Below are 25603 nucleotides of genomic sequence, written 5' to 3'. Positions count from 1 at the left end.
CTCATTCGTCAGGGCTGACCAAGCCCAGCCCGCGCAGGTAAATCCCGATCCCGGTTTCCAGCAGGTCATCGGGCGGGAAGGGTGAAGCGCGCCCGGGCGAGTTTCGGGCAAACAGTTCGACCACGCCGTGGCTCATCGCCCAGATATGGGCCGAGAACATCGAGGCGGGTGGGCGTTTGTCCGCCGGGATATGCTGGCTGAGGTCAGTTGCCGCGCGTTCCAGCACCGCATTGGCGCGGTTGGCGGCATGGGCCAGTTCCGGCGTGCGGTTGACCGAGATGCCGGATTCGAACATTGCGATGTAATGACCGGGATGTTTGCGGGCGAAGGCGAGATAGGCGCGGCCCGTCGCCTCAAAGGCTTTAAGCGCCGAGGGCTGGCCGGACTGATAGGCAAATTCCATCAAATCGGCAAAGATATCATAGCCTTGATGCGCGGCCTCGGCGATCAGGTCTTCGCGGCCCTCGAAATGGCGATAGACCGCCGCCGGGGTGACGCCCGCGCTTTTGGCCGCCTCGGAGAGGGTGAAACCCGTGGGGCCGCGCTGCTCGATCAACTCGAGCGCCGCGTCGATCAGCGCTTGGCGCAGGTTGCCGTGATGGTAGCCGCGCTTAGGCATCCCAGATGTCCGGCCCGCCGCAGATCTCATCGTCGATCTTGCCGATCGCCTTGGCGTCTTTCTGAGGATAGTCGAAACGGTGGAGCAGGTGGCGCATGGCCGCGAGACGGGCGCGGCGTTTGTCGTCGGAGCGGATCACCGTCCAAGGGGTTTCATCCGTATGGCTGCGCATCAGCGTCTCGGCGATGGCGGCGGAATACTCCTCCCATTTCGCGAGACCTTTAACGTCGATGGGGCTCAGCTTCCACTGTTTCAGCGGATCGGATTCGCGCGACAACATGCGGCGCAGCTGCTCGGCCCGGCCCACGTTGAGCCAGAACTTAATCAGGTGAATACCGTCTTCGACGAGCATTTGTTCGAACGGGGTGACCTGTTCAAAGAAATGCGCGCGCTGTTCGGGGGTGCAGAAGTCAAAAACCTTTTCCACCACCCCGCGATTGTACCAAGAGCGATCATAGAAAACCATCTCGCCCGCCGTGGGCAGGTGTTTGGTATAGCGCTGAAAATACCACTCGCCCTGCTCGGTCTCGGTGGGTTTCGACAGGGCGACCACCCGCGCGGATCGCGGGCTGAGGTTCTCGCGCATACGGCGGATCGTGCCGCCTTTGCCAGCGGCGTCGCGCCCCTCGAAAACCATGACGACGCGCTGCCCGGTTTCGCGCACCCATGATTGCAGTTTGACCATTTCGATCTGAAGCCGCTCGTAGTCACGCTCATAGGTCTTGCGCGACAGACGTTCGTCATGCGGGTAACTGGGCGACAGGATATCGTCCTTATCGGCCCGTTGGATCGCTTGGCGGATGTCCTCGGGGGCGTCAGTCTCGAAAAAGGCGCTGATCGCGCCGTCAAAGGGCAGGTCCATGGGCGCTCCTCGCGGGTTGTTCTTGTTTCAATATGGGATGTTAAGGCGCTTAACGCAAACCGGCACGCAGGGCGGCGCGGTCGATGGCTTCGACCACCGCCTGCGGGTCGGCGTGATGGGGCATATGGCCCATGCCGGGCAGGCGGGTTAGGGCGCCATTGGGGAGGTCTTTGATCAGTTCCTCGGCGTGGATATGCATGGGCACGATGGTATCGGCATCGCCGTGAAGGATCTCGACCGGCAGGGTCAGCCGGTCATATTGTGCTGCCATTTCAACCACATGCGGGCGAAGCTGGTGAACCTGTTGCGCATTGGCGCGGCTGGCGCTGCGGCGCAGGGTGAGGCCCGTGCCGATGTGATCGGCATAGCCTTCGGGCGGCTGTTGTGGGGCAAAAATCGCCGCGATGCTGCTTTGCACCACGCTGTCGGGGACAAAGGCGGTGACGGCAGGGATAAAGAGCGCGCCGCCCAGCCGTGAGGCGCTGACGTTGTAAAGCCAGCCCAGACCGCCGGGCCAAGGCTCCGACACGGCAGAGACCAGCACCAGTGCTGCGGTCTCATCTGGGCGTTGCAGCCCCCAAGCCAGCGCCACGGCCCCGCCAAAGGAATGGCCCAGCACGATGGGGTTTTCGACGCCCAGTTGATCCGCCGCTTTCTGCAAGAGTGCGGCCTGTTCCTGTGGGGATTCGCCGCGCGGGTTCCAAGGCCCGCGCGCGCCGGGCAGGCGGGCGGTATAGCCCATGCCCGGACGGTCGAACATGATGACGCGGTAGCGCTCGCTCAGCCGCTTTGCGAAGCCAAGGGTAAAGTCGCGCAGATTGCCGCTGGCCCCGTGGATCAACACCAGATCGGGCCCGCTGCCGATGACCTTGGCATGGACCGGCAGGCCGTCCACCGTGATGATCTCACCCTCGGGCGGATGGCTCGCCTCGGCCCGCGCCTCATGCCGCGCGGCGCGCCACTGGACAAGCGCGGTGAGCAGCGCCAGCCCGAGGAGGAGGGCAAGCAGGAGTTTAATGGCCGATCTCATTCATATCGAAGGGGGTGGTTTGGTATATCTCGTTGATCCAATTGCCGTAAAGCAGATGCGCATGGCTGCGCCAGCGGTTCACGGGCGTGCGCGAGGGGTCATCCTCGGGGTAGTAGTTGCAGGGCACGTTGATCGGCACGCCATTCTCGACATCGCGGTCATACTCTTGCTTAAGCGTGTCGCGGTCGTATTCAAAATGGTTAAAGACATAGAGCGCGCGGTGCGCGGGGTCTTCGATCAGACATGGGCCGACCTCATCACTGCCCAGAAGCGTGGTGAGGCCGGGACGCGCGTCAACCTCGTCTTGCCGCATCTCGGTCCAGCGCGAGACGGGCACGGTGCAATCATCCGAAAAGCCGCGCAGATAGGGCGAGGCGGGCGCGAGGTTGCGGTGCCGGAAACAGCCGAAAGCCTTTTCACTCAGCATGTGTTTTTTGACGCCATGGAAGTGGTTAATCATCGCCATGCCGCCCCAGCAGACGCCAAAGGTGGAGTGGATGTTGGTCTGGGTCCATTCCATCACCTCGCGCAGCTCATCCCAATAGGTCACCTCGTTAAAGTCGAGATGTTCGATCGGTGCGCCGGTGATGATCAGCCCGTCGAACTTCTCGGCCTTCATCTCTTCAAAGGGGCGGTAGAAGCTTTCCATATGTTCGGCGGCGGTGTTGCGGGCCTGGTGATCGGACATGCGGATGAGGCTCAGTTCGATCTGCAGGGGGGTGGCACCGATCAGCCGGGCAAACTGGTTCTCTGTCTGGATTTTCTTGGGCATCAGGTTCAGCAGGGCGATGCGCAGCGGGCGGATGTCTTGCCGCGATGCCAGTTCCTCATCCAGCACCATGACCCCTTCGTTGCGCAGAACGTCGAAGGCAGGCAGGCGGGAGGGGATCTTGATGGGCATGAGACAGGTCTTTCAGGGGTAGCCAGTGCAGTCAGATAATCTTGGGCGGGGCGGGTTCAACCGCCCGCGGGCAGGTGGCGGGCGATGAGATCGGTAAAGTCGTCGGGCGCTTTCAGCGCGTCGATGTCAGCGGGGGTGATGGTGACCCCCCATTTCGACATCGCCGCATAGCGCGGTTGGCGGTGCGACAGGGCGGCGGCATAGGTCCAGCGGATGAAATCGTCGGGGTTCACCGCGTCTTCGGTGATGTTCTTTTCGGCCAAATAGTCGGCCCATGCCCGGGCGAGGAATTCGGGCTGATAGGCCATCGGTTTGGGCGCTTTGTCAAAGCGGCGGATGAGTTCCTCGGTATGGGCCTCGTCGCCTTTGATCCAGACCAGCAGGCATTCCTCAGCCAATTGCCGCAGCAGCGGGTCGTTCGGGTCTTCGGGATCGACCCATTCGCAGATCGAGCCACCGGTGTCGCAGATGAAATGCGGATAGCCATAGAGCGCTTCGGCGCGGGTGGCGAAATAGGCGGTGTCTTGAAGGGCGTTGATCTCGGCCCGGCGGAAAGCCTCTTGCCGTTTGGCGTATTCCGCCATCGGCAGCCCGCCGCGCGAAGGGTCGCCAGGTTTGCCCAACCATGTGGCCACGGGCGACAGGTTGTCGAAGGTGATGTTCGAGCCGATGTAGATGCTGTCGCTGAGCAGCAGATCACGCAGGAAGGGCACTTTCATCGCCTCGGCCTTGGCGTTGTCGGCGATGAGTTCGCCCAGATAGCGGGTGCCGATGCGGTAGTCGATGGAGTAGTGAAACCAATCCCCGCTGGCGCGCAGCAGGCTGGAGAGATGGGTCTTGCCCAAGCCCGACATGCCGAAGATCAGAACTTTGCGCCGCGGCGCCGCGCGCCAATCGTCAGCCGTGGGGTAGAGCATGTGTCACCAAGGTTAAGTGCTTCGTTTCCCCTGAGTACCCCAGTGTTTCACCAGACGCCAGATGCGGCCATCGAGCACCAGAAGCCCGAGTGCGAGAAGGGCGAAACCGCCATAGGCGGCGGGGCGCAGGGTCTCATCACGCAGCCATGCGCCCAGCAGGATGGCCACAGGGGCGACCAGCAGTGTCACCAACATCAGATTGCTGCTGCCCGCCATGCCGAGCACGCGGTAATAGAGCAGATAGGCCAGCGCCGTCGCGGCCAGCGCGTAATAGGCGATGGCGGCAAGCGTGGCCGGGGCGAGGTTGAGCGTCAGCGGCCCCTCCGCCACCCATGCCAGCGGCAGCATGATCAGCGTGGCTCCGGTCAGCATCCCGGCGGCGGCCAGTTGCGGCGGCTGGCCCGGCAGCAGTTTGCGCGCGCAGACACCGGCCATGGCATAGGACATCGCCCCGCCCAGCACCGCAAGCTGCGCAAGGCTGCCAAGGTCGAAATTCGTGAGGTTCTCCAGCCCGATGGCGGTGCTGACACCCGCGAAGCCTAGGCCGACGCCAATCGCCTTGCGCGGGGTGATCCGCTCATCCGCCAGAAAGATCGCGGCGGCCAGCACGCCAAAGATCGCGGTGGCGGCATTGAGGATCGAGGTCAGCCCCGAAGGGATGTGCAATTGCCCCCATGCCATCAGCGAAAAGGGGATCACATTGTTCAAAAGCCCCATCAGCAGGAAGGCCGCCCAGATGCGCGGCTCGCGCGGCAGCGGCAGGCGCATGGCGGCGACGGCGGCCCAAAGCACCAGCATCGCCCAGAACACCCGGTGCGCCACCGAGGTCAGCGGCCCGATCTCATCCAAGGCCACCCGCACGGCGACAAAGGACGCGCCCCAGAGCAGAGCGAGACAGCCCATTTCGATCCAAGCGCGCGGGGGGATGGTTTTCTGTGTGATCATGGCTTGGGTTTAGGCTGTTCCACGGAGCGCCACGACCCGAAAGATGCGCATGCATAAAAAACGCCGCCCGAGAGGCTCGGGCGGCGTGACCTTAACAGGTCTGGTGTGGATCAGAAGGTGAAGCCCACTTTCACACCAAAGGCCACGGCATCATTGTCTTCGAAGTCCGCCGCCGGGGCGAAGCCCGGGATCGCGGTCTGCGCGTCGCCGATGTTGACGTAGCGCACGCCGGTGGTGATCTTCATGTTGTCGCGGGTATAGACGGCGGCCAGAGCAAGGCTCTTGTTGCCATCGGTCGGCCCGAGGTTGGAGGCGAACCCGCCGTTGGACTTCTCATAGCCGACGGAAGCCGAGACCGACCAGTTGTCATTCAGGCGACGGCCCACGCCGAGCGAGTAGGTGAAAACGTCATCTTCGTAGCTGACGAGCGAGCCACCGGTCGCGCCTTGGTATTGGGCCGGGGTGATGTCGAACGACGACCAATCGACCCAGCGGATACCACCGAAGAGCAGCGTGTCGGCGGCGATGCCGGTCTGGAAATCAAGGTTCACCGATTGCGGTGTTTCGATTTCGGTGGTGCTCATCGCGGCGCCGAATTCGGTCGTGTCGACATCGTGGTCGATGCTGGAATTGTAGGTCAGCGCGACGCGCATGGCGATGTCGGGGCGCTCATAGGCGACACCCGCAACATAGCCGACGCCGGTGTCACGCTCGCCGTTTACCGTATAGCCGCCAACGAAGGGCACCGCAGCGGTTGCTTCGATGGTTTGCACGCGCAGACCGCCGTGAACGCTGAAGTTTTCGTTCATGCGGTAGCGCAGCAGGCCGGTCAGCGCATGCGCATCAAGATCGGCCTGCGCGCCCTGAGCGTAGTAGCCTGTGCCCGTAGGGTAATCGACATCCGCGCCGAAAGGCTGGTCATAGATGATCGCATAGGACAGTTTGTCGTTGATGTCGGCCTTATAGGCGGCCCCGAATTGCATGTAGCTTTCGGTGGCATTGCCCGAATCCCGGCTGCCAAGGCCCGCGACGGATGTGCCCGAAGTGTCGGGCGAAATATGCCCAAAGCTGAACTCCGCATAGCGGCCGCTTTCAAACAGGGCGTTGATGGATTGGCCCGACCGATCGATGCCGCCAGCGTGAACGATTGCCGTAGATGCCAACAGTGCCGGAATTGCCAAGAAATAGGTTTTCATTTGCTTTCCTCCCAAGAGTTCTGTGCGGTTCCTCCCCGGCACAGCTTGGAAGTGATCTAAGCGGATTGCTGCCGTTTGCGTCAATCGCTGACCTTGGGTCAGGTTGAAATCTGGGCAAACATTACCTGGGGTGTGCTTTGCGGGTCTCAAACCAGATGTTGAGATAGTTGCCCGCAAAGATGATCGCGGCCCCGACAAAGACCCAGATATCCAGCGCTTCGGCATAGAGCAGCATTCCGACCACGGCGATGGCCGGAAGGCGCACGAAATCAATCGGCACCACCACGGTCGCGGGAGCGAGGCTCAGCGCGTTGGTCAGGCAGTAATGCGCAAGCAAGCCGCAGGCGCCGACCAGCAACAGGAAGGGCATCGTCTCAGCCGTGGGGCTGGCGATATCGCCATCGTAGCCTGCCGCGATCAGGCCGAACAGCAGTTGCAGCGTGGTGAGATAGAAGAGGATCGTGGTGATCCCTTGGGTCCGCGTCAGCCGTTTGGTCAGCACATTGGTCAGGGCAAAGAAGACGGCACAGCCCGCCGCCGCCAGAATGCCTGTGTTGAGATTGCCGATATCGGGGCGCGCCACGATCAGGATGCCGATGAACCCCAGTACGGCGGCCAGCGCCCGTGTCGCGGTCAGCCGTTCGCCCAGCAGGAAAATCGACAGGACGATGACCCATAGGGGCGATGTGAACTCCAAGGCGAAGACCTGCGCCAGCGGGATCAGCGACACGGCGAGGAACCACAGGTTCTGCCCGGTGAAATGCGCAAGGTTGCGCAGCAATTGCAGGCCAAAGTTGCGGGTGTTGATTTGCCGCCACGCGCCCGTGGCCCAGGCAAGCGACAGGACGATGATCACGCCAATCACGCTGCGGTAGAGCATCACTTCGAAAGTGTCGAACCGCGCCGAGAGTTCGCGCCCCGCCACGGCCATGGTGGAGAATGACCCGATGGAGCCGATCATCCAGAGTGCGGCGCGGAAGGTGGGGCTCATGAGTTCTCGGTAATCCGGTAGTCGCGGGCGATCTCGGCGGTAAGCCTCGCCCAGTCCGATGCTGCGGCACGGGCTCGATGTGCCGCGAAGGCCGCGCGGTCGGTAAAAAGCTCCGCGACCTGCCAGACAAGGGGATCGTAGGTCGGGGTCACGTCGAAGTGAAGGCAGCCCGGCTCGGCCCGGGTGAGACGCAGATGCGCGTCAAGTCCTGCGCGCACCCGGTCCGCCTCGGCCCGGGTGGCGCAGCGAAGGTGGCCGGTCAGGGCCACACGCATTTTATTCCCACTCGATGGTGCCCGGAGGTTTCGAAGTGATGTCATAGGTCACGCGGTTGATACCCGGCACCTCATTGATGATCCGTGTGGCGGTCTCGCCAAGGAAATCATGCGAGAAGGGGAAGTAATCCGCCGTCATCCCATCCACCGAGGTCACCGCACGCAGGGCGCAGGCGAAGTCATAGGTGCGGCCATCGCCCATCACGCCCACGGTGCGCACCGGCAGGATCGCCACGAAGGCTTGCCAGATGTCGTCGTACAGGCCATGGCGGCGGATCTGGTCGATATAGACCGCATCGGCCTCGCGCAGGATGTCGAGCTTCTCGCGGGTAATCTCACCGGGGCAGCGGATCGCAAGACCCGGACCGGGGAAGGGGTGACGGCCAATGAAGGACGGCGGCAGGCCCAGCTCACGGCCCAGTTCGCGCACCTCGTCCTTGAAAAGCTCGCGCAGCGGCTCGACCAGTTTCAGGCCCATCTTCTCAGGTAGGCCGCCGACATTGTGGTGGCTCTTGATGGTGACCGAGGGACCGCCGGAGAAAGAGACGCTTTCGATCACGTCCGGGTAGAGCGTGCCTTGGGCAAGGAAGGTCGCATCGCCCACTTCCTTGGCATGTTTCTGGAACACGTCGATGAAGAGCTTGCCGATGATCTTGCGCTTGGTCTCGGGGTCGCTGACGCCTTCCAACTCGCCAAGGAAGAGCTCTTGCTCGTCGGCGTGGATCAGCGGCATGTTGTAGTGGTCGCGGAACATGGTGACGACCTCTTCGGCCTCACCTTTGCGCAGCAGGCCGTGGTCGACGAAGACGCAGGTGAGCTGGTCGCCGATGGCCTCGTGGATGAGCACCGCGGCAACGGAACTGTCGACACCACCCGAGAGGCCACAGATCACCTTCTGGTCGCCAACCTGCTCGCGGATCGCGGCGATGGCTTCCTCGCGGTAGGCGCTCATGGTCCAGTCGCCCTTGAAGCCCGCCAGACGCACGAAGTTCTCGTAAAGACGCGGGCCGTTGGGGGTGTGATGCACCTCAGGGTGAAACTGCACCGCATAGAAGTGACGCTCGATATCTGCGGTGATGGCGAAGGGCGCGTTGGGGGAGGTGCCATAGACCTCGAACCCCGGGGCGATCTTGCTGACGTGGTCACCATGGCTCATCCAGACCTGTTCGCGGTCGGTGGCGAACCAGCCCTCTAGCAGATCGAGCTGTTGCCCCGTGGGGGTGACAAAGGCCCGCCCGAACTCAGCGGTGCCATGGCCGCGCTCCACATGGCCGCCAAGGCAATGCATCATCACCTGCTGGCCATAGCAGATGCCAAGGATCGGCACGCCCAGTTCAAACACAGCCTGCGGCGGACGCGGCGCACCTTCAGCAAACACCGAGGACGGGCCACCCGACAGGATCACCGCCTTAGGCGCGAATTCCTTGAGGAAGGCTTCGTCCACCATGTTGAACGGGTGGATTTCGCAAAAGACATTCAGCTCCCGCAGGCGACGCGCGATAAGCTGCGTGACCTGGCTGCCGAAGTCGATGATGAGAATGCGGTCATGGGTGATATCTGTCATGGGGCTGTGATTAGGCCCGCGCGCGCGCTCTGGCAAGTCTCTAGCAAGCCGAAGACCGGTGCCGCCCGCGTTTAATTCGCGCAAGTGGCGCGGGGACGGCACGCGATGTCGCTTTTTGCCGCTAGGGGGCGTTATCCGCGCGAAGCGCCTGCCGGGAATGGGGTAGTGACGGGCCAAGACTTGCGGGAAGGATAGAGCAATGGCGGAATCAGCACGACGGGCACGCGGCGGTGGCGGTGCGGCAAGACGCGCGGCACGCACAGCCGTCTCTTTCGAGACAGCGCGCTATATCGAGCGGAATATCCCGAACTTCGAAGTGCTGACCGAAGAGGCGCTGGAGATCATCGAACAGAACGCCGACGCGGTGCTGGAAGAGATCGGCGTGAACTTCCCCGACAACCCCGAGGCATTGGCGCTCTGGCGTGAGGCTGGGGCGGACGTTCAGGGCGAGCGAGTGCGCATCCCGCGGGGTCTGGCCCGCAAGCTCTGCGCCACCGCGCCGTCAACGATCACCCAAGTGGCACGCAACCGAGATCGGGATGTGGTGATCGGGGGGAGGAGCCTTGTCCTCGCCCCCGTTTATGGCCCGCCCTTCGTTCGCGATGCGGCCGGAGGGCGCCGCTATGCCACGATGGCGGATTTCGAGAAGTTCGTGAAACTGGGCTATATGTCGAAATGGCTGCATCATTCGGGGGGGACGGTATGCGAGCCGACGGATATCCCGGTGAACAAACGTCACCTCGATATGCTGCATGCCCATATGACGCTGAGCGACAAACCCTTCATGGGATCGGTGACCGAACCCAGCCGGGCGCAGGATTCCGTCGATATGTGCGGTATTCTGTTCGGTAAGGACTTCGTGCAGGAAAACACGGTGATGACCTCGCTCATCAACATCAACTCGCCGATGACTTTCGACGATGTGATGATGGGCGCGCTCAAGGTCTATGCCGAGAACAACCAAGCCTGCATCATCTCACCCTTCATCGTGGGCGGCGCCATGGCTCCGGTGAGCGTGGCAGGCACGCTGACACAGGTCTTGGCCGAGACGCTGGCGGGCATCGCCTATAGCCAGCTTGTCCGCCCCGGGGCACCGGTGATCATGGGGGCTTTCGTCACCTCGATCGACATGAACTCGGGCGCGCCCACATTCGGCACGCCCGAGGCTGCGCATATTACCTATGGCGCTGGGCAACTGGCCCGCAGGCTCAACCTGCCGTACCGCAGCGCCGGGTCTTTCACCGGCTCGAAACTGCCCGACGCGCAGGCGGCTTACGAGACCTCGAACAGTCTAAACATGGGGCTGCTTTCGGGGGTGAACTTCATGCTGCACGCCTGCGGCTGGCTGGAAGGGGGGCTTGTTTCCTCTTTCGAGAAATTCGTCATGGATGCGGATCAACTGGGCACGCTGCATCACCTTGCCCGTGGGGTGGAGATCGACGTGAACGCACAGGCCATGGACGCGATCCGCGAAGTGGGGCCGGGGGGGCATTACCTTGGCTGCGCCCATACGCAGAGTAATTTCCGCGATGCCTTTTGGAAGTCGGATCTGTTGGATTACAAACCCTTCGAGACATGGTCGGACGAAGGCGCGCGCGACACCCAGAGCCTTGCCACCGCGCGGGTCGAAAAGTTGCTGGCCGACTATCAGCAGCCCGCATTGGACCCGGCCATTCGCGAAGCGCTCGATGCCTTTGTCGCGACCCGTAAGGCGGCAGAGCCGGATAGCTTTAGCTAAGGCTTTGCGGCCGGGGCGATCCCCCCCGCAATTCAGGCGCTGGGCATCATCGCGGCCTTCAGGAACCGTGCCTCGCCAACCATGGCAATAAGAACATCCACATGGCGGATCAGGCTATAGCTTGCATCCTCCGTCCTGCGCTGGGTGTCCAACTCGGCCTCGATCTCGATCAGTTTGATCAGCGCGGTGCCGTGGCGCGGCAATATGCCAAAGCCCAGTATCCGTGGCAGATGGGTGCCGCGGCGATAGTCCTCGGCCCCAATGCGGGCGGCGCGCATCAAGAGGCGCGGGCGGTGAAGACTTTGCAGCATGGTCAGTAGATCTTGCATCACACTCTCCAATTTCAGGGGGGTGAATCACCCCGGATCGGCGAAGTCTTGCACAACTCTTACGGGTGTTGCGTGATGCGGGTTCCCGGCGCACGGCGCCTTTCGATGGCGTTTACCTTTTAGAAACAATCATTGCGAAATGCGACGATTTTAACGAACGGGTAACCAAAACATCCATAGGTTGTGAATAACTCTGGGGATAAGTCGCCCAGCTTGGGGACCCGCCAAAATGGAAGTGGCAGTCAATTGAAGGCGCATCACCAAATTCAACAGTCCGTCCTGCCGGGATGGGTGCCGCACGGAGCCCTGCATTACCTCGCACATACGGAGACCGGCGCCCCGATCCGGGCCTTGGCACGGCAGGCTGGCTGTCATGCCTCGACCATCATGCGCCAAATCCGCCGTATCGAGACGCGGCGCGACGATCCGCTGGTGGATGCTGCCCTGCGCAGGCTCGGGGCGGTGCGGCGCGCTTTGGATTGTACTGCTGGCCCCCCAGCAGGAAAGACAGCGACAATGACCAAACCCGCCGCCCCCCTTCTTGACGAGGACACTTTCGCCGCCGAGGCGCTGCGCGTTTTGCGGCGCCTGCATGAGACGGGCGCGATCCTTGCCGTGGCCGAAGGGATGGAAAAGGCCGTTGTCCTGCGCGAGACGGACACCGGCCCCGGCGCACGCACCGCCGTGGTGGAAAGCGCCGTGGCGCAGGCGATGGCGTTGAAAGATTGGATCGCGCCGGGCAGCACAGGCCGGGTGACACGCTATCATATCACCAGCGCGGGGCGCGCGGCGCTGCGGCGGATGCTTGAAGAGCAGGGCGCGGCTGCAGATGGCTTTGCCGAAGATCAGACCGCCTTTCTGGGCGGGCCGGATGCACCCGCGGCAGCGGTGGGCGTGGATGCGGATACGGCCCCGCGCCGAGGCCGCTATTGCCTGTCCGAAAGCCCGCTTTCGACCCTCGCCCGGCGGCGCGACAAATCCGGCGCGCTCTTTCTGAACGAGGGGCTGGTCCATGCGGGCGAAAGGCTGCGTGAGGATTTCGAACTGGCGCAGATGGGCGGTGAGGTTACGCAGAATTGGGATCACTTCCTGACCCTCGGCGCCAAACCCACTGGCCGGCGTGACGGGGCCGGCGCCATGGCGGCGGCGGAGGCGCGCAAGAGGGTGGCCGATGCCATGGCAGACCTCGGCCCGGGCCTGTCGGACGTGGTGCTGCGCTGTTGCTGCTATCTGGAAGGGTTGGAAACCACCGAGAAACGGCTAGGCTGGTCGGCGCGGTCGGGCAAGATCGTGCTACGGATCGCGCTGATGCGGCTGAAACGGCATTACGATGAAACCGTGGGGCCGGGCGGCCCCCTGATCGGGTAAATGCTGGTCGGATAAAAGAAGGGGCGGCAGGATGATAACCCTGCCGCCCCGGTTGTTTAGTCTGCGACCTTTACCGGCGTCTCATCTGTGACCGAGATCGCCACTTCGTCTTTCTCGCAAGCGGCACGCACACCGGCGGCATAGTCGGGGTGTACTTTCTCAAGCACCGCATACCAGCGCTCTTTCACCGATTGCGAACAGGGGGCCATGGCACCGGCCATATTCTCGTGCAGACGGTCGCGCTGCGCCTGATCGAACACCTCGGTATAGAGCTTGCGCGGCTGGATGTAATCGGCATCCGCCTCTTCCTGCACATAGCGGTCCGCATCGCCCGAGATACGCAGCGGTGGTTCTTGCACCGATGGGTCGGGACGGGCCGATTCCTCATATTGGTTCGGCTCGTAATAGGCGTCAGGATGGCCGGTCTGCTGCGGGAAGAACCGCATCGCGCCGTCCTTGTGGTAGTGATGCATCGGCGCGGCCTTGGGTGCGTTCACGGGCAGGGCCTCGTAATGCGTGCCCAAACGGTAGCGGTGCGCATCGGCATAGGAGAACACCCGCGCCTGCAACATCTTATCGGGCGAGAAGCCGATGCCGGGAATTTTGTTCGACGGCGAATAGGCGGCGTTCTCGATGCTCTGGAAGTAGTTGTCGGGGTTGCGGTTGAACTCCAACATGCCGACCGGGATCAGCGGGTAGTCCGCATGCGGCCAAACCTTGGTCAGGTCGAAGGGGTTGAAGCCGCAGGTCTCGGCCTCTTCCTCGGGCATGACTTGAATGTTCAGCTCCCATTTCGGGTAGTCACCGCCTTCGATCGCGTTGAAGAGATCCTCTTGGAAGTTCTCGCGGGTGGAGCCGATCAGCTTTTCCGCGTCTTCATTGGTGCGGTTGCGGATTTCCTGCTGGCAGCGGAAGTGGAACTTCACCCAGTGACGCTCGCCCTTGGCGTTCCACATCGAATAGGTGTGGCTGCCGTAGCCGTGCATATGCATCGGGTTCACCGGGATGCCGCGGTCAGACATCAGGATGGTGACCTGGTGGACGGATTCCGGCTGGGCCGCCCAGAAGTCGAACATCGCCTCGGGCGAGCGCAGGTTGGTGCGCGGGTGGCGTTTCTGGGTGCGGATGAAGTCCGGGAATTTGTAGGCATCGCGGACAAAGAAGATCGGTGTGTTGTTGCCAACCACGTCCCAGTTGCCCTCTTCGGTGTAGAATTTCACCGAGAAGCCGCGCACGTCACGCTCACTGTCGGCGGCGCCAAGCTCGCCCGCCACGGTGGACCAGCGCGAGATGATTTCGCAGGTCTTGCCCACTTCGGAGAAGATCGCAGCACAGCTATATTGGCTGATGTCATGGGTGACGGTGAAGGTGCCCTCGGCGCCCCAGCCTTTGGCGTGAACGGCGCGCTCAGGGATCCGCTCGCGGTTCTGATGGGCGAGCTTCTCGATCAATTGGTAATCGTCCAGCAGCACCGGGCCACGGGCGCCCGCGGTCTTGCTGGTGTCGTTTGTCGGCATCGGTGCGCCGGCGGTGGTGGTGAGACGCTTGCTCATCTTGGGTTCCCCTCGGTTATTGTCTGACCGGAAGATGATCGATTCCGACCATAATTTCCAATTGCAGTTTTATAAAATTGCGATAGGTAAAAGTTATGAACTTTACCCTGAAACAACTGGAATACTTTCGCGCGCTGGCGACTTTGGGCAACTTTGGCCGCGCGGCAGAGGCGAGCAATATCTCTCAGCCTGCGCTGTCGGTGCAGATCCGCACCTTGGAGGAAACGCTCGGCGGGCGGCTGATCGAACGGCAGAGCCGGGCGTCGGTGCTGACACCCTTGGGCCGCGAAGTGCTGACCCGCGCCGAGGATATCCTGCGCGGTGCCAAGCTGCTGGAGGCCACGGCGCGAGAGCAAGTCGGGCTGGCAGGCACGCTGAACCTTGGGCTGATCCCGACCGTGGCGCCCTATCTGTTGCCGGGCGTGTTGGCCGCGCTGCGGGCGCAGGATATTTCGCTTCGGGTCGAGGTGCGCGAGGCGCAGACGGATCAATTGCTGGCCGATCTGCGCGCCGGGGCGCTGGACGCGGCGGTGATGGCGGTGCCCTCGGGTGAAACGGGTCTCGCCGAGGTGCCGCTTTTCGAGGATCGCTTTCTGCTGGCCGGGTCCGCCGACCGGATGGCGGGGGCGGATGTCGCCCGCCCGACCGATCTGGCCCGCACGCCGCTGATGCTGCTGGAGGATGGCCACTGCCTCACCGATCAGGCGCTGGAGGTTTGCCAGCGCGACCGCACGCAGGCGGGCATTCACACTGGCGCCTCCTCACTCGCCACCCTGTCGCGGCTGGTGGAGGCGGGATTTGGCATGACCCTGATGCCGGAAATTGCCGCCAAAACCGAGCTTGACGCCGCGCCGGGGCTGCGGCTGCACCGTTTCGGCGCGCCGGAACCTGCACGGCAAATCGGGCTCGTCCGCCGGGCGGGCACGCCGGGCGGCGGTTGGGCGGCGCAATTGGCCGAGACGCTGAAAGAAGTGGGGGAGGGGCTGACCGGAGAACTGCGCGCAAGATACTAGGCGCGGTGGGGCGTGCTGGGTCAAAAGGATCGGGCCGATGGGCCCGATCCGATCCTGCAAAGGGCGCTTAGGCCGCTTCGGTTTGCTTTTGGTTCTGGAGGTATTCCAGCAGGGTCTCAGGGCTGGAAACGCCATAGGGGTCTTCGTCGTGGTTGTCCCGGATGCCGGGCTCTTCGAACCATGCTTCGATCTGACCATCGTTGATGATCGCTGCATAGCGCCAGCTGCGCGGGCCAAAGCCGAGGTTGTCTTTGGCAACCAACATGCCCATGCGGCGGGTGAATTCGCCAGAACCGTCGGGGATCACGTCGATGTTCTGGACGCCCTGCATCTCTTTCCACTTGTTCATGACAAAGCTATCGTTGACCGACAGGCAATAGATTGCGTCGATGCCATGCTCTTGGAAAGCGGCGAAATTATCTTCGAACCCGGGCAGCTGGTAGGTGCTGCAGGTCGGGGTGAAGGCACCGGGGAGGGAGAACAGCACAACGCGCTTGCCCTTGAAGAAATCATCGCTGGTCTTGTCTTCCCAGCGGAAGGGGTTGGACCCTTCGATGCTTTCGTCGCGCACGCGCGTCTTGAAGGTGACATTGGGGACATTGATACCGGGTTTCATCGCGTCTCTCTTTCTCGGATTGGAATCTTTGTGGCTTGGTAGCCCATATAGGGAGGCTCGGCAACTCTCGCAATGCTGCAACTGCACTGTAATTTTCCGGTTATATATCAACGTTCTAAAGAAAAGATTCGGGGCGATGCCGCTGATGCATGGCTGCCTTGTCACGGGGGCGTATGCAGTAGGTGGTCATCGGGTTAAGGACTGTGATAAACAAGGCGCGACACAATGATCAGAGGCCCCCGATGCGCGATCTGAAGATACCCGAACAGCGCCACCCCGAAAAGGCGCGCAAGCCCGACAACGCCCAGCCGAAAAAACCGAGCTGGATCAGGGTCAAAGCGCCCGGCGGCAAGGGCTATGCCGAAACCGCGCGGATCATGCGCGACAACAAGCTGACCACGGTCTGCGAAGAGGCGGGCTGCCCCAATGTCGGTGAATGCTGGTCTCAGGGCCACGCCACGATGATGATCATGGGCGAGGTTTGTACCCGCGCCTGTACCTTCTGCAACATCGCCACGGGCAAGCCGCCCGAAGCGCTCGACGTGTTCGAGCCGGGCCGCGTGGCCGATGCGGTTGCCAAATTGGGGCTGAACCATGTGGTCATCACAAGCGTTGACCGCGACGATATCGAAGACGGCGGGGCAGAGCATTTCGCCCAGACGATCCGCGCCGTGCGTCACCGCAGCCCCGACACGACGATCGAAATCTTGACGCCGGATTTCATCCGCTGCGGCCCCGAAGCCCTTGAAAAGGTTGTCGAATCGCGGCCGGATGTGTTCAACCACAACCTTGAAACCGTGCCGGGCCTCTACCCGGAAGTGCGCCCCGGCGCGCGCTACTTCCATTCGCTCCGCCTGCTTCAGCGGGTCAAGGAGTTGGACCCGTCGATGTTCACCAAATCGGGCATCATGGTGGGCTTGGGCGAAGACCGCCAAGCGGTCATTCAGGTCATGGAAGACATGCGCGCCGCCGACATTGATTTCCTGACCATCGGCCAGTACCTACAGCCGACGCCCAAGCACCATGCGCTGGATCGGTTCGTCACCCCCGAAGAGTTCACCTCTTACGAAAAGGCGGCCTACGGCAAGGGCTTCCTCATGGTCTCGGCCACGCCGCTGACGCGGTCGAGCTACCACGCGGGCGACGATTTTGCGCGTCTGCGCGAGGCGCGGAACCGCAAGCTGGGTATCGCCTGATCGAAAAGACGCGCCCGGCGTTAACCGCCGGGCAGGGCTTTGAGGTAGGCCGCAATCGCTTCGCGGTCACTCTCGGGGAGCTGCGCGAGGTTGCTGACCACTTCGGCCATCTCTCCGCCCGCGCTGTCGTATTCCGGCGTGAAGCCGGAGGTGAAATAGGCCACGAGATCGGCCTTGGACCAATCAAGCTGATCCGGTGTGATGCCGGGAATACGCCCCTTGCCCGAAGGGTTCGGCGCGCCGGTCAGCCAAGCGCCCCGGTCGAGCGCGCCCAAGGCATTGCGCGGCGTATGACATTCGCCGCAATGGGCAAGCCCTTCGACCAGATAGCGCCCGCGTTCGACCTCAGCATCGGGCGCGTCGCTCACCACAAAATCATCATGTGAAAACAGCGCTTTCCATGCGCCAAGGCCACGACGGACGTTGAAGGGGAATCCCACCTCATGCGGCAGGCTCGGCGTATCCGAGGCAGGCAAGGTCTGCATATAGGCGAAGAGGTCCACCACATCCTGCGGGGCGAGGTGTTGGTAGGCGGTGTAGGGGAAGGCGGGGTAATAATGCTGCCCCTCGGGCGATACGCCGCGCGTCACGGCGCGGGCGAACTCCGGCAGGGACCAGTCACCGATGCCATGATCTGGTTCGGGGGAGATATTGGGCGCGTGGAAGGTGCCGAAATCACTGGCGAAGGGCAGCCCCCCGGCCAGCACCAGCCTCTCATCCTCTTCACTTTCGGGCGCGGCGTGGCAGGACACGCAGCCGCCGGCGGCGAAGACCAGCGCGCCCGCCTCGGGGTCCGGTGTCAGACCGGCCCCATAGGACGGCTCAAGCGTATCGGGCCGGGTAAGCGCCCAGCCGAGGGCCGCGCCGAGGGCGGCACAGCCCAGCAGTACAGGAATGACCCGTCGCAAGGATCAGTTCTTGGGGCCGCGGTAATCGTCATGGCATGCGCCGCAAGCCTTGCCGATTGCGCCCATCCCCGCTTTGAGCGCGTCAAGATCGGTGCCCGCGGCGTCGATCATATCCGCGCTGGCGGTTTCCAATGCCATCATGGCGTCGTTGAACCCTTCGGAATCGCTCCAGATTTCGGCCTTGGCACGGGAACCTTCGACGGCGCCTTGCTCGGTCCCTTCAAGCCAGAGGGTGCCCGGGGCGAAACCGGCGGCGGCGTTCAGGTTGGTCGCGGCAGCGGTGGCCATCTCGGCGTTATACTCCGTCTCGCCCTTGGCCATGCCGCCCAGAATACCGGTATGATAGGCAATCAGCTGCATCTGCGCGTGGCGCGCGTTCACGGCGGCACTGGCGGCTTTCTCACTATGGCTGGCGGCGAAGCCTGCGGTGGCAATCAAGGCGGCGCTGATACCAATGGCGGTAATGCTTTTGGTCAAATGCATCGTCATCTCCCTTTTCTTGCCGTAGCGTAACATGGCAGAGGCAGGTCGCAAAAAACAAAAATGTGATCAGCGGGATAAGGCTGCGGGCAGGGTCAGAACCGGCGGGGGAGACGTTCGGCCGTGGCCCAGTCGGGCCAATAGCCCAGCCATTCGACAAGCCCCACGGCCAAGGCCGCAGCGATGATCGCAAAGACCAAGATCACCCGTTTGCCCGAAGGTGGATGGCGCGCCCATTGGGACATGCGCAGCAGCCACCGCGGGTCCATCACGTAAAGCGGACCTTCCCGATGAAGGGCAGGTTGCGGTTGCGTTGGGCAAAATCGATGCCATAGCCCACGACGAATTCATCGGGGATTTCAAAGCCGGTCCAATCCGCCTTGAGGTCGACCTCACGCCGGGTGGGTTTGTCGAGCAGGGCGATGGATTTCAACCGCGCAGGCTCACGCGAGCGCAACAGGTTGGTGACATGGTGCAGCGTGTGGCCGGTGTCGACGATGTCTTCGACGACCAGCACGTCGCGCCCTTCGATGGCACCACGCAAGTCTTTGAGAATGCGCACTTCTCGGCTGCTCTCCATGCCGTCGCCATAGCTGGAGGCTTCGAGGAAATCGACTTCGATCGGCAGGTCCAACTCGCGCACCAGATCGGCGATAAAGACGAAAGAGCCGCGCAGCAGGCCGACCACGACCAATTTGTCGGTGCCGTCAAATTCACCGTGAATCTCTCGGCAAAGATCTTCGATCCGCGCCGCAATGGCCTTGGCCGAAATCATTTCGTCGATGACATAAGGCCCGTGTGCCATGGTTTTGCCCTTGAATCTGCGGGGTTGAGACGTGAAATAGGGGGTTAACCCGCAACGCTACGGAACGCAATGCCTACGCACTCAGAGACCCGCCAACTGCCCTATAGCGCGCAACAGATGTATGATCTTGTCGCCGATGTGGGCCGCTACCCTGAATTCCTGCCTTGGACCGCCGCCGCGCGCATTCGCAGCGACGAGGACCGCGGCGACCATCGGGTGATGGACGCCGATCTGGTGATCTCGTTCAAAGTCTTTCGGGAGCGGTTCACAAGCCGCGTCGTGCTTTGGCCCGAGGCCAAGAAGATCGACACGGAATATCTGGACGGCCCTTTCAAGTATATGAAATCAAACTGGCATTTCGAGGATAATCTCGAAGGCTGTCAGGTGCATTTCTTTGTCGATTTCGAATTCCGCAACGCCATCCTGCAAAAGGTCATCGGCGTGGTTTTCAATGAGGCGATGCAGCGTATCGTGCGCGCTTTTGAGAACCGCGCGAAAGAGCTTTACGGCCCCAAGGGTTAAAGCGTCGCATAGCCTTGCAGCAAGAGGCCGAGCGCGTGGTCGCGGGCGGCCAAACGCACGGCATCACGGCCCTGCGCGCCAAACTCCATTGTTTCTGTCTGAACCCCGGCTTCCGTGGCAAGGCCGAAACAGACGCGGCCCTCGGGCTTGTGCTCTGATCCGCCGGGGCCTGCGATGCCGGTGATGGAGACGGCGATCCGCGCCTCGGACCGCGCCAGAGCGCCCGCCGCCATTTCTTCTGCGACCTGTTCCGAAACCGCTCCCCAATCCGCGAGCGTCTCTTCCGACACGCCCAGCATCGCCATCTTCGCCGCATTGGTATAGGTGACGAAACCCCGATCCAGCAGCGCCGAAGAGCCCGGCAGGTCGGTCAGCGCAGCGGCGAGCATGCCCCCGGTACAGCTTTCCGCACAGGCGACCATCGCGCCGGTTTCGCGGGCCTTTTCCAACAGTTGCGCGGCAAGGCTCATTTACAGCACCCCGTGATAAAGTGCGGCCAGCGCCATGACGCCGAGCGCCGCGAAAACCCCGGCAAAGATATCGTCGAGCATCACGCCCCAAGGCCCGCCCAAACGGTCGGCCCAACCGATGATCAGCGGTTTGGTGATGTCGAACAGCCGGAACAGCGCGAAGGCGGCGATCCAACCGGGCCACATAGCAAGGATCGGGATTTGCATCGACCAAGCGGCATAGGACAGCGGCAACAGCGCGATCCACTGGCCGACCAATTCATCGACCACCACCTCTCCGGGGTCATGATCCGGCCCGCCTGCGGTGTAGCGCCCGGTGGCCCACCAGCCCAAGGGGATCGCTATGACGATCCCGATCACAAGCAGCGGAAAGCCCCCCAACACGTGCAAGAGCCAGGCATAGGGCAGGGCGATGAGCGACCCCCAAGTGCCCGGCGCGGGGCGGATGTGGCCAACACCCAGAAGTGTCGCGATCAGATGTGCTGGGGTCATGATTTCACCAATGTTGCCGTGGCCATACAAGCGATGCCTTCGCCCCGCCCGGTAAAGCCGAGGCGCTCGCTCGTAGTGGCTTTGACGGAGACGCGGTCGATCTCAATCCCCAGCATCTCGGCCATCGCGGAGCGCATCGGCTGCACATGAGGGCCGATCTTGGGCGTCTCGCAGATTAGGGTGCAGTCGACATGAGTGAGGGTGAAGCCCATGTCGCGCGCCAGTTCTACGGCATGGCGCAGAAAGATATCGCTGCGCGCGCCTTTCCACTGCGGATCGCTCGGCGGGAAATGCTGGCCGATGTCGCCGCGTGCAAGCGCGCCGTAAATGGCATCGGTCACCGTGTGCAGCGCCACGTCGGCGTCGGAATGGCCGACCAACCCGTTGCTATGTGGGATGTCGATGCCGCAAAGGGTCACGTGATCTCCGGGGCCGAAAGCGTGCACGTCAAATCCATTGCCGGTGCGAATGTCCATGCGGGTCTCCAATATGCGGGCGGCGCGGGCGAAATCCTCGGGCCGGGTGATTTTCAGGTTATCGGCGCTGCCTTGCGTGATGGCAACCGTCAGACCAGCGGCGCGGGCGACTTCGACATCATCCGCCGCTTGGCCGTCATAGGCGGCATGGGCCGCGCGGATCGCGGTAAGGTCAAAGCCCTGCGGTGTCTGCGCGGCGAAAAGGGCGCTGCGGTCTTGGGTGCCGGTGACGCGGCCCTCGTGCCCCTGCCAAAGCGCGTCACTCACCGGCAGCCCCGGCGCGGCGGCTTGATGGTGGTCGAGCGCGTCGATCACGCCTGAGATGATCTGCGCCGAAACGCAGGGCCGTGCCGCATCATGGATCAGCACCTTCCTCGCCCCCCGGATCGCCGCAAGCCCGCGTTGGACCGAAGCCGCGCGCTCCGCCCCGCCGGTGGTGACGGTGATGCCATCCGCCGAAAATGCCGCTGCCTGATCCATGTCGTCCGCGTTCAGCACCAGCACGATCTCGGTGATCTGGGGAAGGGCGCGAAAGGCGGCTAGCGTGTGGTCGATCACCCGTGCCCCTCCCAGTGCCAGCCACTGTTTCGGCTGCGGACCGCCGGCGCGGCTGCCGCGTCCTGCGGCAACGATCAGAGCTGCGATACTCATTTGGGCAATCCGGAAAAGGTGGCGAACATGACCCTGTCTAGGCAATGCGGCGGCGGGGTGCAATCTGGGGTGGCTGCCTAAAAAATGGGCAGCGGCTTGGCGCATAGCTGCTTTTCCGGGTAGTTTTATTGAGGTCACCCCGTGGCAGAGCTACACAGCAAGGGACCGCACAAGGATTAAGCATGTGACCGCCGACCCCCTGACATTCGACCCGCCGGTATTCCTCGCCCCGATGGCCGGGATCACCGATCTGCCCTATCGCAGCCTCGTGGCGCGATTCGGGGCCGGATTGGTCGTGTCCGAGATGGTCGCCAGCCAAGAATTGCTCAGCCGCCGCCCCGGCACGCGAGAGAAAGCGGAACTGGGGCTCGATGTCATCGGCACTTCGGTTCAGCTTGCGGGGCGTGAGGCCGAACCGATGGCCGAAGCCGCCCGCATGGTCGAGGCAATGGGCGCGCGGATCATCGACATCAACATGGGCTGCCCGGCCAAGAAGGTGACCCAAGGCGCCTCCGGCTCGGCATTGATGAAAACGCCGGACCACGCGCTGCGGCTGATCGAAGCGGTGGTCGGCGCGGTCAAGGTGCCGGTGACGCTGAAGACCCGGCTGGGCTGGGACGACAATATGCTCAACGCCGCTCCAATCGCCAAACGGGCCGAGGAGGCGGGCGTGCAGATGATCACGATCCATGGGCGCACGCGCTGTCAGTTCTACAAGGGCCGCGCCGATTGGGCCGCGATCCGGGCGGTGAAAGAGGCCGTGCATGTCCCCGTCATCGCCAATGGCGACATTATCGGCAGTGACGCCGCGCGCACGGCGCTGCGGCTGTCGGGGGCGGATGGCGTGATGGTGGGGCGCGGTGCGCAAGGAAAGCCCTGGCTGCTGGCGCAGATCGCTCATGATCTGCACGGACGGCCCATGCCGGTGATCCCGCGAGGGCAGGCGATGGCCGAGATGGTGGCCGAACATTACGACGAGATGCTGCGTTTCTACGGCACCGACCTGGGGGCCAAGGTCGCGCGGAAACATCTGGGTTGGTATATGGATCACTGCGCCACCCCTGCCGATCTGCGCCGCGCGCTGCTCACGGCGCGGGAGGTGAAAACCACCTTCGATCTCATCGCGGAGGCCATGCACTATGACGCCGCCACCGCCCAAACCCGGGCCGCAGCATGAGAGGCGAGACCCCGGAGCGGCAGGTTTGGACCTCTCTGCCGGTGCCTGCCTTCATCGTCGGTGCCGATGACCGGGTCGTCGATCTGAACCCCTCAGCCGAAGGCTTCCTCAATGCCTCCGCCCGCGCCACCATCGGCCAGTCGATCTGGCAGTTGATTGCGGTGGATCACCCGCTTGAGGCTGCATTCGCCCGTGCACGGCTGCAAGGCACGCCGCTTTTCGTCAATGATGTGGATGTGGGCGCGATGCAGCGCGCGCCTTTGCAATGTGGGCTGCAAATCGCTCCGCTGGTGGGCGGCGCGGGCGAGATGGTCTTGATGATCACCCCGCGCGAACTGGCCGGGCGCATCACCCAAGATCACAGCGTGAAATCCGCCGCCAAATCCGCCATCGGCATGGCCGAGATGCTGGCCCATGAGATCAAGAACCCGCTGGCCGGGATCACCGGCGCGGCGCAGCTTTTGTCGATGAACCTTTCCAAGGCTGATTTGGAATTGACCGACCTGATCGTCGCCGAAAGCCGGCGCATCGTGAAACTGCTGGAGCAGGTCGAACAATTCGGCAATCTGACCGCGCCTGAGCGCAGGCCGGTGAACCTGCATGACGTGTTGGACCGCGCTCGCCGGTCGGCTCTGCTGGGCTTCGGCTCGCACATGAAAATCACCGAGGATTATGACCCCTCACTGCCGCCCGCGCTTGGCGACAAGGACCAGCTTTTGCAGGTCTTGCTCAACCTCATTCGCAACGCGGCTGAGGCGGCGGGCGCGGCGGGGGGCACCATCCGGCTGCGCAGTTTCTATGAACATGGCTTTCAGCTGCGCCGCGCAGATGGGGATGGCCAGCCGCTGCCCCTCCAGATCGAAGTGATCGACGATGGCCCCGGCCTGCCGGACCATATCCGCGCCGATGTTTTCGATCCCTTCGTCTCGGGCCGCGAGAATGGCACCGGGCTGGGCCTCGCCTTGGTGAGCAAGATCATCTCAGACCATGGCGGCTGGATTTCCGTCAGTTCCGCCCCCGGTCGAACCGCATTCCGCATTTCGCTGCCGCGCGCAGGCGCCGCTGCCCTTAAGGAGAATTGACATGGATGGCACCATCCTCGTCGCCGATGACGACCGCACGATCCGCACCGTTCTGACCCAAGCGCTGACCCGCGCGGGCTGCAAGGTACACGCCACGTCAAGCCTGACCACCCTGATGCGATGGGTCAGCGAGGGCAAGGGCGACGCGGTGATCTCGGACGTGGTCATGCCTGACGGAAACGGGTTGGAAATGCTCCCGAAAATCGCGCAGGACCGACCCGGCCTGCCGGTGATCGTGATCTCGGCGCAGAACACCATCATGACGGCAATCAAGGCGGCAGAGGCCGAAGCCTTTGACTATCTGCCCAAACCCTTCGACCTGCCGGACCTGATGAAACGCACCGCCCGCGCCTTGGAGCAGCGCACGACGCTTAGCCGTAAGGCCGCCGCCGATGACAGCGCTGAGATCGACGCAGAGCGTGACGATCTGCCGATGATTGGCCGCACCCCGGTGATGCAAGCGCTCTATCGCACCGTGGCGCGGGTGATGAACACCGACCTGCCGGTGCTGATCTGGGGCGAGAGCGGTTCGGGCAAGTCATTGATCGCGCGGGCGATACACGACTTTTCGGACCGGCGTAGCCTGCCGTTCGTGACGGTGACGGATGCCGATCTTGCCGATATCGAAGGCCCCTCGCGGGTGTTGGCGCGGGTCGGCGGCGGCACCCTGATGATCGACGAAATCGCCGATTTCCCCCAAGAAATCCAAGCCCGTTTGGTGCGGATGATGGATGCGCCGGGCGATGACGCGCCGCGCTTCATGGCCACCAGCCAAAGCGATCTGGACGCCGCGATGCAAGAGGGCAAGCTGCGCCGCGATCTCTATTACCGCCTGTCGGGGGCAACCCTCGAAGTGCCTGCGCTGCGGGACCGGGTCGAAGACATCCCGCTTTTGGCCGACCATTTTCTGGCCCGCGCCAATCCCGGCCCAGCCTCGCCGCGCAAACTGTCGGACAAGGCCGCGCAGATCCTGCTGAAATTCCCATGGCCCGGCAATGTGCGCCAGTTGGAACATGCGATGCGGCAACTCGCGCTCGCCAGCCAAGCGGCCGAGATCACGGCGAGCGAGGCCGAGCAACTGCTGGGCGCGCAAAGCGGTCCGGCACCGATGCAGACCGAGGCCGACACCGAACGTCTGGGCGCCTCGGTCGAGCGGCATTTGCAACGCTATTTCGATCTGCACGGCTCCATGCTGCCGCCGCCGGGCCTCTACGCGCGGATTCTGCGTGAGGTTGAGCTGCCGATGATCGAAATTGCCCTTGCCGCGACGGCAGGGAACCAGGCTAAATGTGCCGCTTTGCTGGGAATTAACCGAAATACTTTGCGTAAGAAGATCACCGACCTCGATATTGAGGTGACACGGGGTCGCAAGATGATGTAAAAGAGCCACATAACAGTGGCCATCGGGGAACTCTCCCGTTCAGGAC

General features: G+C 63.0%; 28 protein-coding genes. 8 read left to right on the top strand and 20 right to left on the bottom strand.

Features of this window, described 5'->3' with window-relative positions; all coding sequences use genetic code 11:
* Position 1: 1 nt before the first annotated feature.
* The 10 genes from ACGYK7_RS10900 to guaA form a co-directional block, all read right to left on the bottom strand.
* Positions 2-619 carry a TetR/AcrR family transcriptional regulator gene (locus ACGYK7_RS10900; RefSeq protein WP_394402105.1) on the bottom strand — a complete coding sequence of 206 codons (618 nt, stop codon included), beginning with the start codon at positions 617-619 and terminating at the stop codon, positions 2-4.
* The gene (gene ppk2, locus ACGYK7_RS10895) at positions 612-1481 is read right to left on the bottom strand and encodes a polyphosphate kinase 2 (protein WP_394402103.1); all 870 of its coding nucleotides are present in this window, start codon (positions 1479-1481) and stop codon (positions 612-614) included. Before ppk2 ends, ACGYK7_RS10900 begins: the two co-directional genes overlap by 8 nt.
* A gap of 49 nt (positions 1482-1530) precedes the next feature.
* Positions 1531-2511: an alpha/beta fold hydrolase gene (locus ACGYK7_RS10890; protein WP_394402100.1), complete on the bottom strand. Its 981-nt coding sequence runs from the start codon at positions 2509-2511 to the stop codon at positions 1531-1533.
* Positions 2495-3412: a homoserine O-succinyltransferase gene (gene metA, locus ACGYK7_RS10885; RefSeq protein ID WP_394402097.1), complete on the bottom strand. Its 918-nt coding sequence runs from the start codon at positions 3410-3412 to the stop codon at positions 2495-2497. The genes ACGYK7_RS10890 and metA overlap by 17 nt, the downstream gene beginning before the upstream one ends.
* A 56-nt stretch (positions 3413-3468) precedes the next feature.
* Positions 3469-4329 (bottom strand): ATPase, encoded by an 861-nt coding sequence (locus tag ACGYK7_RS10880; RefSeq protein WP_394402094.1) that lies wholly within the window; start codon positions 4327-4329, stop codon positions 3469-3471.
* 12 nt (positions 4330-4341) lie between these two features.
* The gene (locus ACGYK7_RS10875) at positions 4342-5274 is read right to left on the bottom strand and encodes a DMT family transporter (protein WP_394402092.1); all 933 of its coding nucleotides are present in this window, start codon (positions 5272-5274) and stop codon (positions 4342-4344) included.
* 110 nt (positions 5275-5384) lie between these two features.
* Entirely contained in the window at positions 5385-6470 is a 1086-nt protein-coding gene (locus ACGYK7_RS10870; RefSeq protein WP_394402089.1) for an OmpP1/FadL family transporter, read from the bottom strand.
* Positions 6471-6591: 121 nt separating this feature from the next.
* A complete protein-coding gene (locus ACGYK7_RS10865) occupies positions 6592-7461 on the bottom strand; it encodes a DMT family transporter (protein ID WP_394402087.1) in 870 nt (289 codons plus the stop codon).
* Complete coding sequence (locus tag ACGYK7_RS10860) at positions 7458-7736, bottom strand: putative quinol monooxygenase (protein ID WP_394402085.1); 279 nt, start codon at positions 7734-7736, stop codon at positions 7458-7460. Before ACGYK7_RS10860 ends, ACGYK7_RS10865 begins: the two co-directional genes overlap by 4 nt.
* A gap of 1 nt (position 7737) precedes the next feature.
* Positions 7738-9300: a glutamine-hydrolyzing GMP synthase gene (guaA, locus tag ACGYK7_RS10855; protein ID WP_394402083.1), complete on the bottom strand. Its 1563-nt coding sequence runs from the start codon at positions 9298-9300 to the stop codon at positions 7738-7740.
* A 199-nt stretch (positions 9301-9499) separates the two neighbouring features.
* Here guaA and ACGYK7_RS10850 point away from each other — a divergent pair, with 199 nt between their 5' ends.
* Complete coding sequence (locus ACGYK7_RS10850) at positions 9500-11038, top strand: trimethylamine methyltransferase family protein (RefSeq protein WP_394402081.1); 1539 nt, start codon at positions 9500-9502, stop codon at positions 11036-11038.
* Between the two features lie 32 nt (positions 11039-11070).
* Here ACGYK7_RS10850 and ACGYK7_RS10845 read toward each other — a convergent pair whose 3' ends face one another.
* Positions 11071-11367 (bottom strand): DUF6477 family protein, encoded by a 297-nt coding sequence (locus ACGYK7_RS10845; RefSeq protein ID WP_394402079.1) that lies wholly within the window; start codon positions 11365-11367, stop codon positions 11071-11073.
* 279 nt (positions 11368-11646) lie between these two features.
* Between ACGYK7_RS10845 and ACGYK7_RS10840 the strand changes: the two genes are divergently transcribed.
* A complete protein-coding gene (locus ACGYK7_RS10840; protein WP_394402180.1) occupies positions 11647-12735 on the top strand; it encodes a DUF6456 domain-containing protein in 1089 nt (362 codons plus the stop codon).
* A gap of 56 nt (positions 12736-12791) precedes the next feature.
* Here ACGYK7_RS10840 and ACGYK7_RS10835 read toward each other — a convergent pair whose 3' ends face one another.
* The gene (locus ACGYK7_RS10835) at positions 12792-14288 is read right to left on the bottom strand and encodes a catalase (RefSeq protein ID WP_394402077.1); all 1497 of its coding nucleotides are present in this window, start codon (positions 14286-14288) and stop codon (positions 12792-12794) included.
* A gap of 95 nt (positions 14289-14383) precedes the next feature.
* Between ACGYK7_RS10835 and ACGYK7_RS10830 the strand changes: the two genes are divergently transcribed.
* On the top strand, positions 14384-15301 hold the full coding sequence (locus ACGYK7_RS10830; RefSeq protein WP_394402074.1) for a LysR substrate-binding domain-containing protein: 918 nt from the start codon (positions 14384-14386) through the stop codon (positions 15299-15301).
* 67 nt (positions 15302-15368) lie between these two features.
* Here ACGYK7_RS10830 and ACGYK7_RS10825 read toward each other — a convergent pair whose 3' ends face one another.
* Positions 15369-15917, bottom strand: a complete 549-nt coding sequence (locus tag ACGYK7_RS10825) for a peroxiredoxin (RefSeq protein ID WP_394402071.1) — start codon at positions 15915-15917, stop codon at positions 15369-15371.
* A gap of 242 nt (positions 15918-16159) precedes the next feature.
* Between ACGYK7_RS10825 and lipA the strand changes: the two genes are divergently transcribed.
* Entirely contained in the window at positions 16160-17113 is a 954-nt protein-coding gene (gene lipA, locus ACGYK7_RS10820; protein WP_394402069.1) for a lipoyl synthase, read from the top strand.
* Positions 17114-17133: 20 nt separating this feature from the next.
* Here lipA and ACGYK7_RS10815 read toward each other — a convergent pair whose 3' ends face one another.
* From ACGYK7_RS10815 to hpt, 4 genes are all read right to left on the bottom strand, one after another.
* Entirely contained in the window at positions 17134-18021 is an 888-nt protein-coding gene (locus tag ACGYK7_RS10815; protein ID WP_394402066.1) for a c-type cytochrome, read from the bottom strand.
* Between the two features lie 3 nt (positions 18022-18024).
* The gene (locus tag ACGYK7_RS10810) at positions 18025-18504 is read right to left on the bottom strand and encodes a c-type cytochrome (RefSeq protein ID WP_394402063.1); all 480 of its coding nucleotides are present in this window, start codon (positions 18502-18504) and stop codon (positions 18025-18027) included.
* Positions 18505-18596: 92 nt separating this feature from the next.
* Positions 18597-18773, bottom strand: a complete 177-nt coding sequence (locus ACGYK7_RS10805; protein WP_394402187.1) for a hypothetical protein — start codon at positions 18771-18773, stop codon at positions 18597-18599.
* Positions 18770-19306: a hypoxanthine phosphoribosyltransferase gene (gene hpt / locus ACGYK7_RS10800; protein WP_394402061.1), complete on the bottom strand. Its 537-nt coding sequence runs from the start codon at positions 19304-19306 to the stop codon at positions 18770-18772. The genes ACGYK7_RS10805 and hpt overlap by 4 nt, the downstream gene beginning before the upstream one ends.
* Before the next feature lie 69 nt (positions 19307-19375).
* On the opposite strand from hpt, the gene ACGYK7_RS10795 reads away from it, so the two are divergent.
* Complete coding sequence (locus ACGYK7_RS10795) at positions 19376-19828, top strand: type II toxin-antitoxin system RatA family toxin (RefSeq protein WP_168613460.1); 453 nt, start codon at positions 19376-19378, stop codon at positions 19826-19828.
* Here ACGYK7_RS10795 and ACGYK7_RS10790 read toward each other — a convergent pair.
* From ACGYK7_RS10790 to ACGYK7_RS10780, 3 genes are read right to left on the bottom strand one after another with little or no spacing between them, the layout of a single operon-like run.
* Complete coding sequence (locus ACGYK7_RS10790; protein ID WP_394402059.1) at positions 19825-20298, bottom strand: CinA family protein; 474 nt, start codon at positions 20296-20298, stop codon at positions 19825-19827. The genes ACGYK7_RS10795 and ACGYK7_RS10790 overlap by 4 nt on opposite strands.
* Positions 20299-20790, bottom strand: a complete 492-nt coding sequence (locus ACGYK7_RS10785; protein ID WP_394402057.1) for a phosphatidylglycerophosphatase A — start codon at positions 20788-20790, stop codon at positions 20299-20301. It abuts the gene before it with no gap.
* Complete coding sequence (locus ACGYK7_RS10780) at positions 20787-21917, bottom strand: bifunctional 2-C-methyl-D-erythritol 4-phosphate cytidylyltransferase/2-C-methyl-D-erythritol 2,4-cyclodiphosphate synthase (RefSeq protein WP_394402055.1); 1131 nt, start codon at positions 21915-21917, stop codon at positions 20787-20789. The genes ACGYK7_RS10785 and ACGYK7_RS10780 overlap by 4 nt, the downstream gene beginning before the upstream one ends.
* A gap of 184 nt (positions 21918-22101) precedes the next feature.
* Here ACGYK7_RS10780 and dusB point away from each other — a divergent pair, with 184 nt between their 5' ends.
* The 3 genes from dusB to ACGYK7_RS10765 are packed head-to-tail and all read left to right on the top strand — an operon-like array spanning position 22102 to position 25557.
* Positions 22102-23094, top strand: a complete 993-nt coding sequence (dusB, locus tag ACGYK7_RS10775) for a tRNA dihydrouridine synthase DusB (RefSeq protein ID WP_394402052.1) — start codon at positions 22102-22104, stop codon at positions 23092-23094.
* Positions 23091-24176, top strand: a complete 1086-nt coding sequence (locus ACGYK7_RS10770; protein WP_394402050.1) for a nitrogen regulation protein NR(II) — start codon at positions 23091-23093, stop codon at positions 24174-24176. The genes dusB and ACGYK7_RS10770 overlap by 4 nt, the downstream gene beginning before the upstream one ends.
* 1 nt (position 24177) lies before the next feature.
* Positions 24178-25557, top strand: a complete 1380-nt coding sequence (locus tag ACGYK7_RS10765; protein ID WP_394402047.1) for a response regulator — start codon at positions 24178-24180, stop codon at positions 25555-25557.
* Positions 25558-25603 lie beyond the last annotated feature (46 nt).

This window comes from Sulfitobacter sp. 1A15299 (assembly GCF_043556915.1).
Taxonomy (GTDB): domain Bacteria; phylum Pseudomonadota; class Alphaproteobacteria; order Rhodobacterales; family Rhodobacteraceae; genus Sulfitobacter.
This window is presented reverse-complemented; position numbering and strand designations above follow the sequence as displayed.

Bases quoted from the DNA above. Each gene is read 5' to 3' on its own strand.
- ACGYK7_RS10765 (WP_394402047.1), top strand. From the start codon at position 24,178: ATGGATGGCACCATCCTCGTCGCCGATGACGACCGCACGATCCGCACC.
- ACGYK7_RS10830 (WP_394402074.1), top strand. From the start codon at position 14,384: ATGAACTTTACCCTGAAACAACTGGAATACTTTCGCGCGCTGGCGACT.
- ACGYK7_RS10825 (WP_394402071.1), bottom strand. From the start codon at position 15,917: ATGAAACCCGGTATCAATGTCCCCAATGTCACCTTCAAGACGCGCGTG.
- ACGYK7_RS10850 (WP_394402081.1), top strand. From the start codon at position 9,500: ATGGCGGAATCAGCACGACGGGCACGCGGCGGTGGCGGTGCGGCAAGA.
- ACGYK7_RS10880 (WP_394402094.1), bottom strand. From the start codon at position 4,329: ATGCTCTACCCCACGGCTGACGATTGGCGCGCGGCGCCGCGGCGCAAA.
- ACGYK7_RS10865 (WP_394402087.1), bottom strand. From the start codon at position 7,461: ATGAGCCCCACCTTCCGCGCCGCACTCTGGATGATCGGCTCCATCGGG.
- ACGYK7_RS10875 (WP_394402092.1), bottom strand. From the start codon at position 5,274: ATGATCACACAGAAAACCATCCCCCCGCGCGCTTGGATCGAAATGGGC.
- ACGYK7_RS10780 (WP_394402055.1), bottom strand. From the start codon at position 21,917: ATGAGTATCGCAGCTCTGATCGTTGCCGCAGGACGCGGCAGCCGCGCC.
- metA (WP_394402097.1), bottom strand. From the start codon at position 3,412: ATGCCCATCAAGATCCCCTCCCGCCTGCCTGCCTTCGACGTTCTGCGC.
- lipA (WP_394402069.1), top strand. From the start codon at position 16,160: ATGCGCGATCTGAAGATACCCGAACAGCGCCACCCCGAAAAGGCGCGC.
- ACGYK7_RS10900 (WP_394402105.1), bottom strand. From the start codon at position 619: ATGCCTAAGCGCGGCTACCATCACGGCAACCTGCGCCAAGCGCTGATC.
- ACGYK7_RS10845 (WP_394402079.1), bottom strand. From the start codon at position 11,367: ATGCAAGATCTACTGACCATGCTGCAAAGTCTTCACCGCCCGCGCCTC.
- ACGYK7_RS10835 (WP_394402077.1), bottom strand. From the start codon at position 14,288: ATGAGCAAGCGTCTCACCACCACCGCCGGCGCACCGATGCCGACAAAC.
- ACGYK7_RS10810 (WP_394402063.1), bottom strand. From the start codon at position 18,504: ATGCATTTGACCAAAAGCATTACCGCCATTGGTATCAGCGCCGCCTTG.
- ACGYK7_RS10890 (WP_394402100.1), bottom strand. From the start codon at position 2,511: ATGAGATCGGCCATTAAACTCCTGCTTGCCCTCCTCCTCGGGCTGGCG.
- ACGYK7_RS10790 (WP_394402059.1), bottom strand. From the start codon at position 20,298: ATGAGCCTTGCCGCGCAACTGTTGGAAAAGGCCCGCGAAACCGGCGCG.
- ACGYK7_RS10770 (WP_394402050.1), top strand. From the start codon at position 23,091: ATGAGAGGCGAGACCCCGGAGCGGCAGGTTTGGACCTCTCTGCCGGTG.
- ACGYK7_RS10785 (WP_394402057.1), bottom strand. From the start codon at position 20,790: ATGACCCCAGCACATCTGATCGCGACACTTCTGGGTGTTGGCCACATC.
- ppk2 (WP_394402103.1), bottom strand. From the start codon at position 1,481: ATGGACCTGCCCTTTGACGGCGCGATCAGCGCCTTTTTCGAGACTGAC.
- ACGYK7_RS10860 (WP_394402085.1), bottom strand. From the start codon at position 7,736: ATGCGTGTGGCCCTGACCGGCCACCTTCGCTGCGCCACCCGGGCCGAG.
- guaA (WP_394402083.1), bottom strand. From the start codon at position 9,300: ATGACAGATATCACCCATGACCGCATTCTCATCATCGACTTCGGCAGC.
- ACGYK7_RS10795 (WP_168613460.1), top strand. From the start codon at position 19,376: ATGCCTACGCACTCAGAGACCCGCCAACTGCCCTATAGCGCGCAACAG.
- ACGYK7_RS10870 (WP_394402089.1), bottom strand. From the start codon at position 6,470: ATGAAAACCTATTTCTTGGCAATTCCGGCACTGTTGGCATCTACGGCA.
- hpt (WP_394402061.1), bottom strand. From the start codon at position 19,306: ATGGCACACGGGCCTTATGTCATCGACGAAATGATTTCGGCCAAGGCC.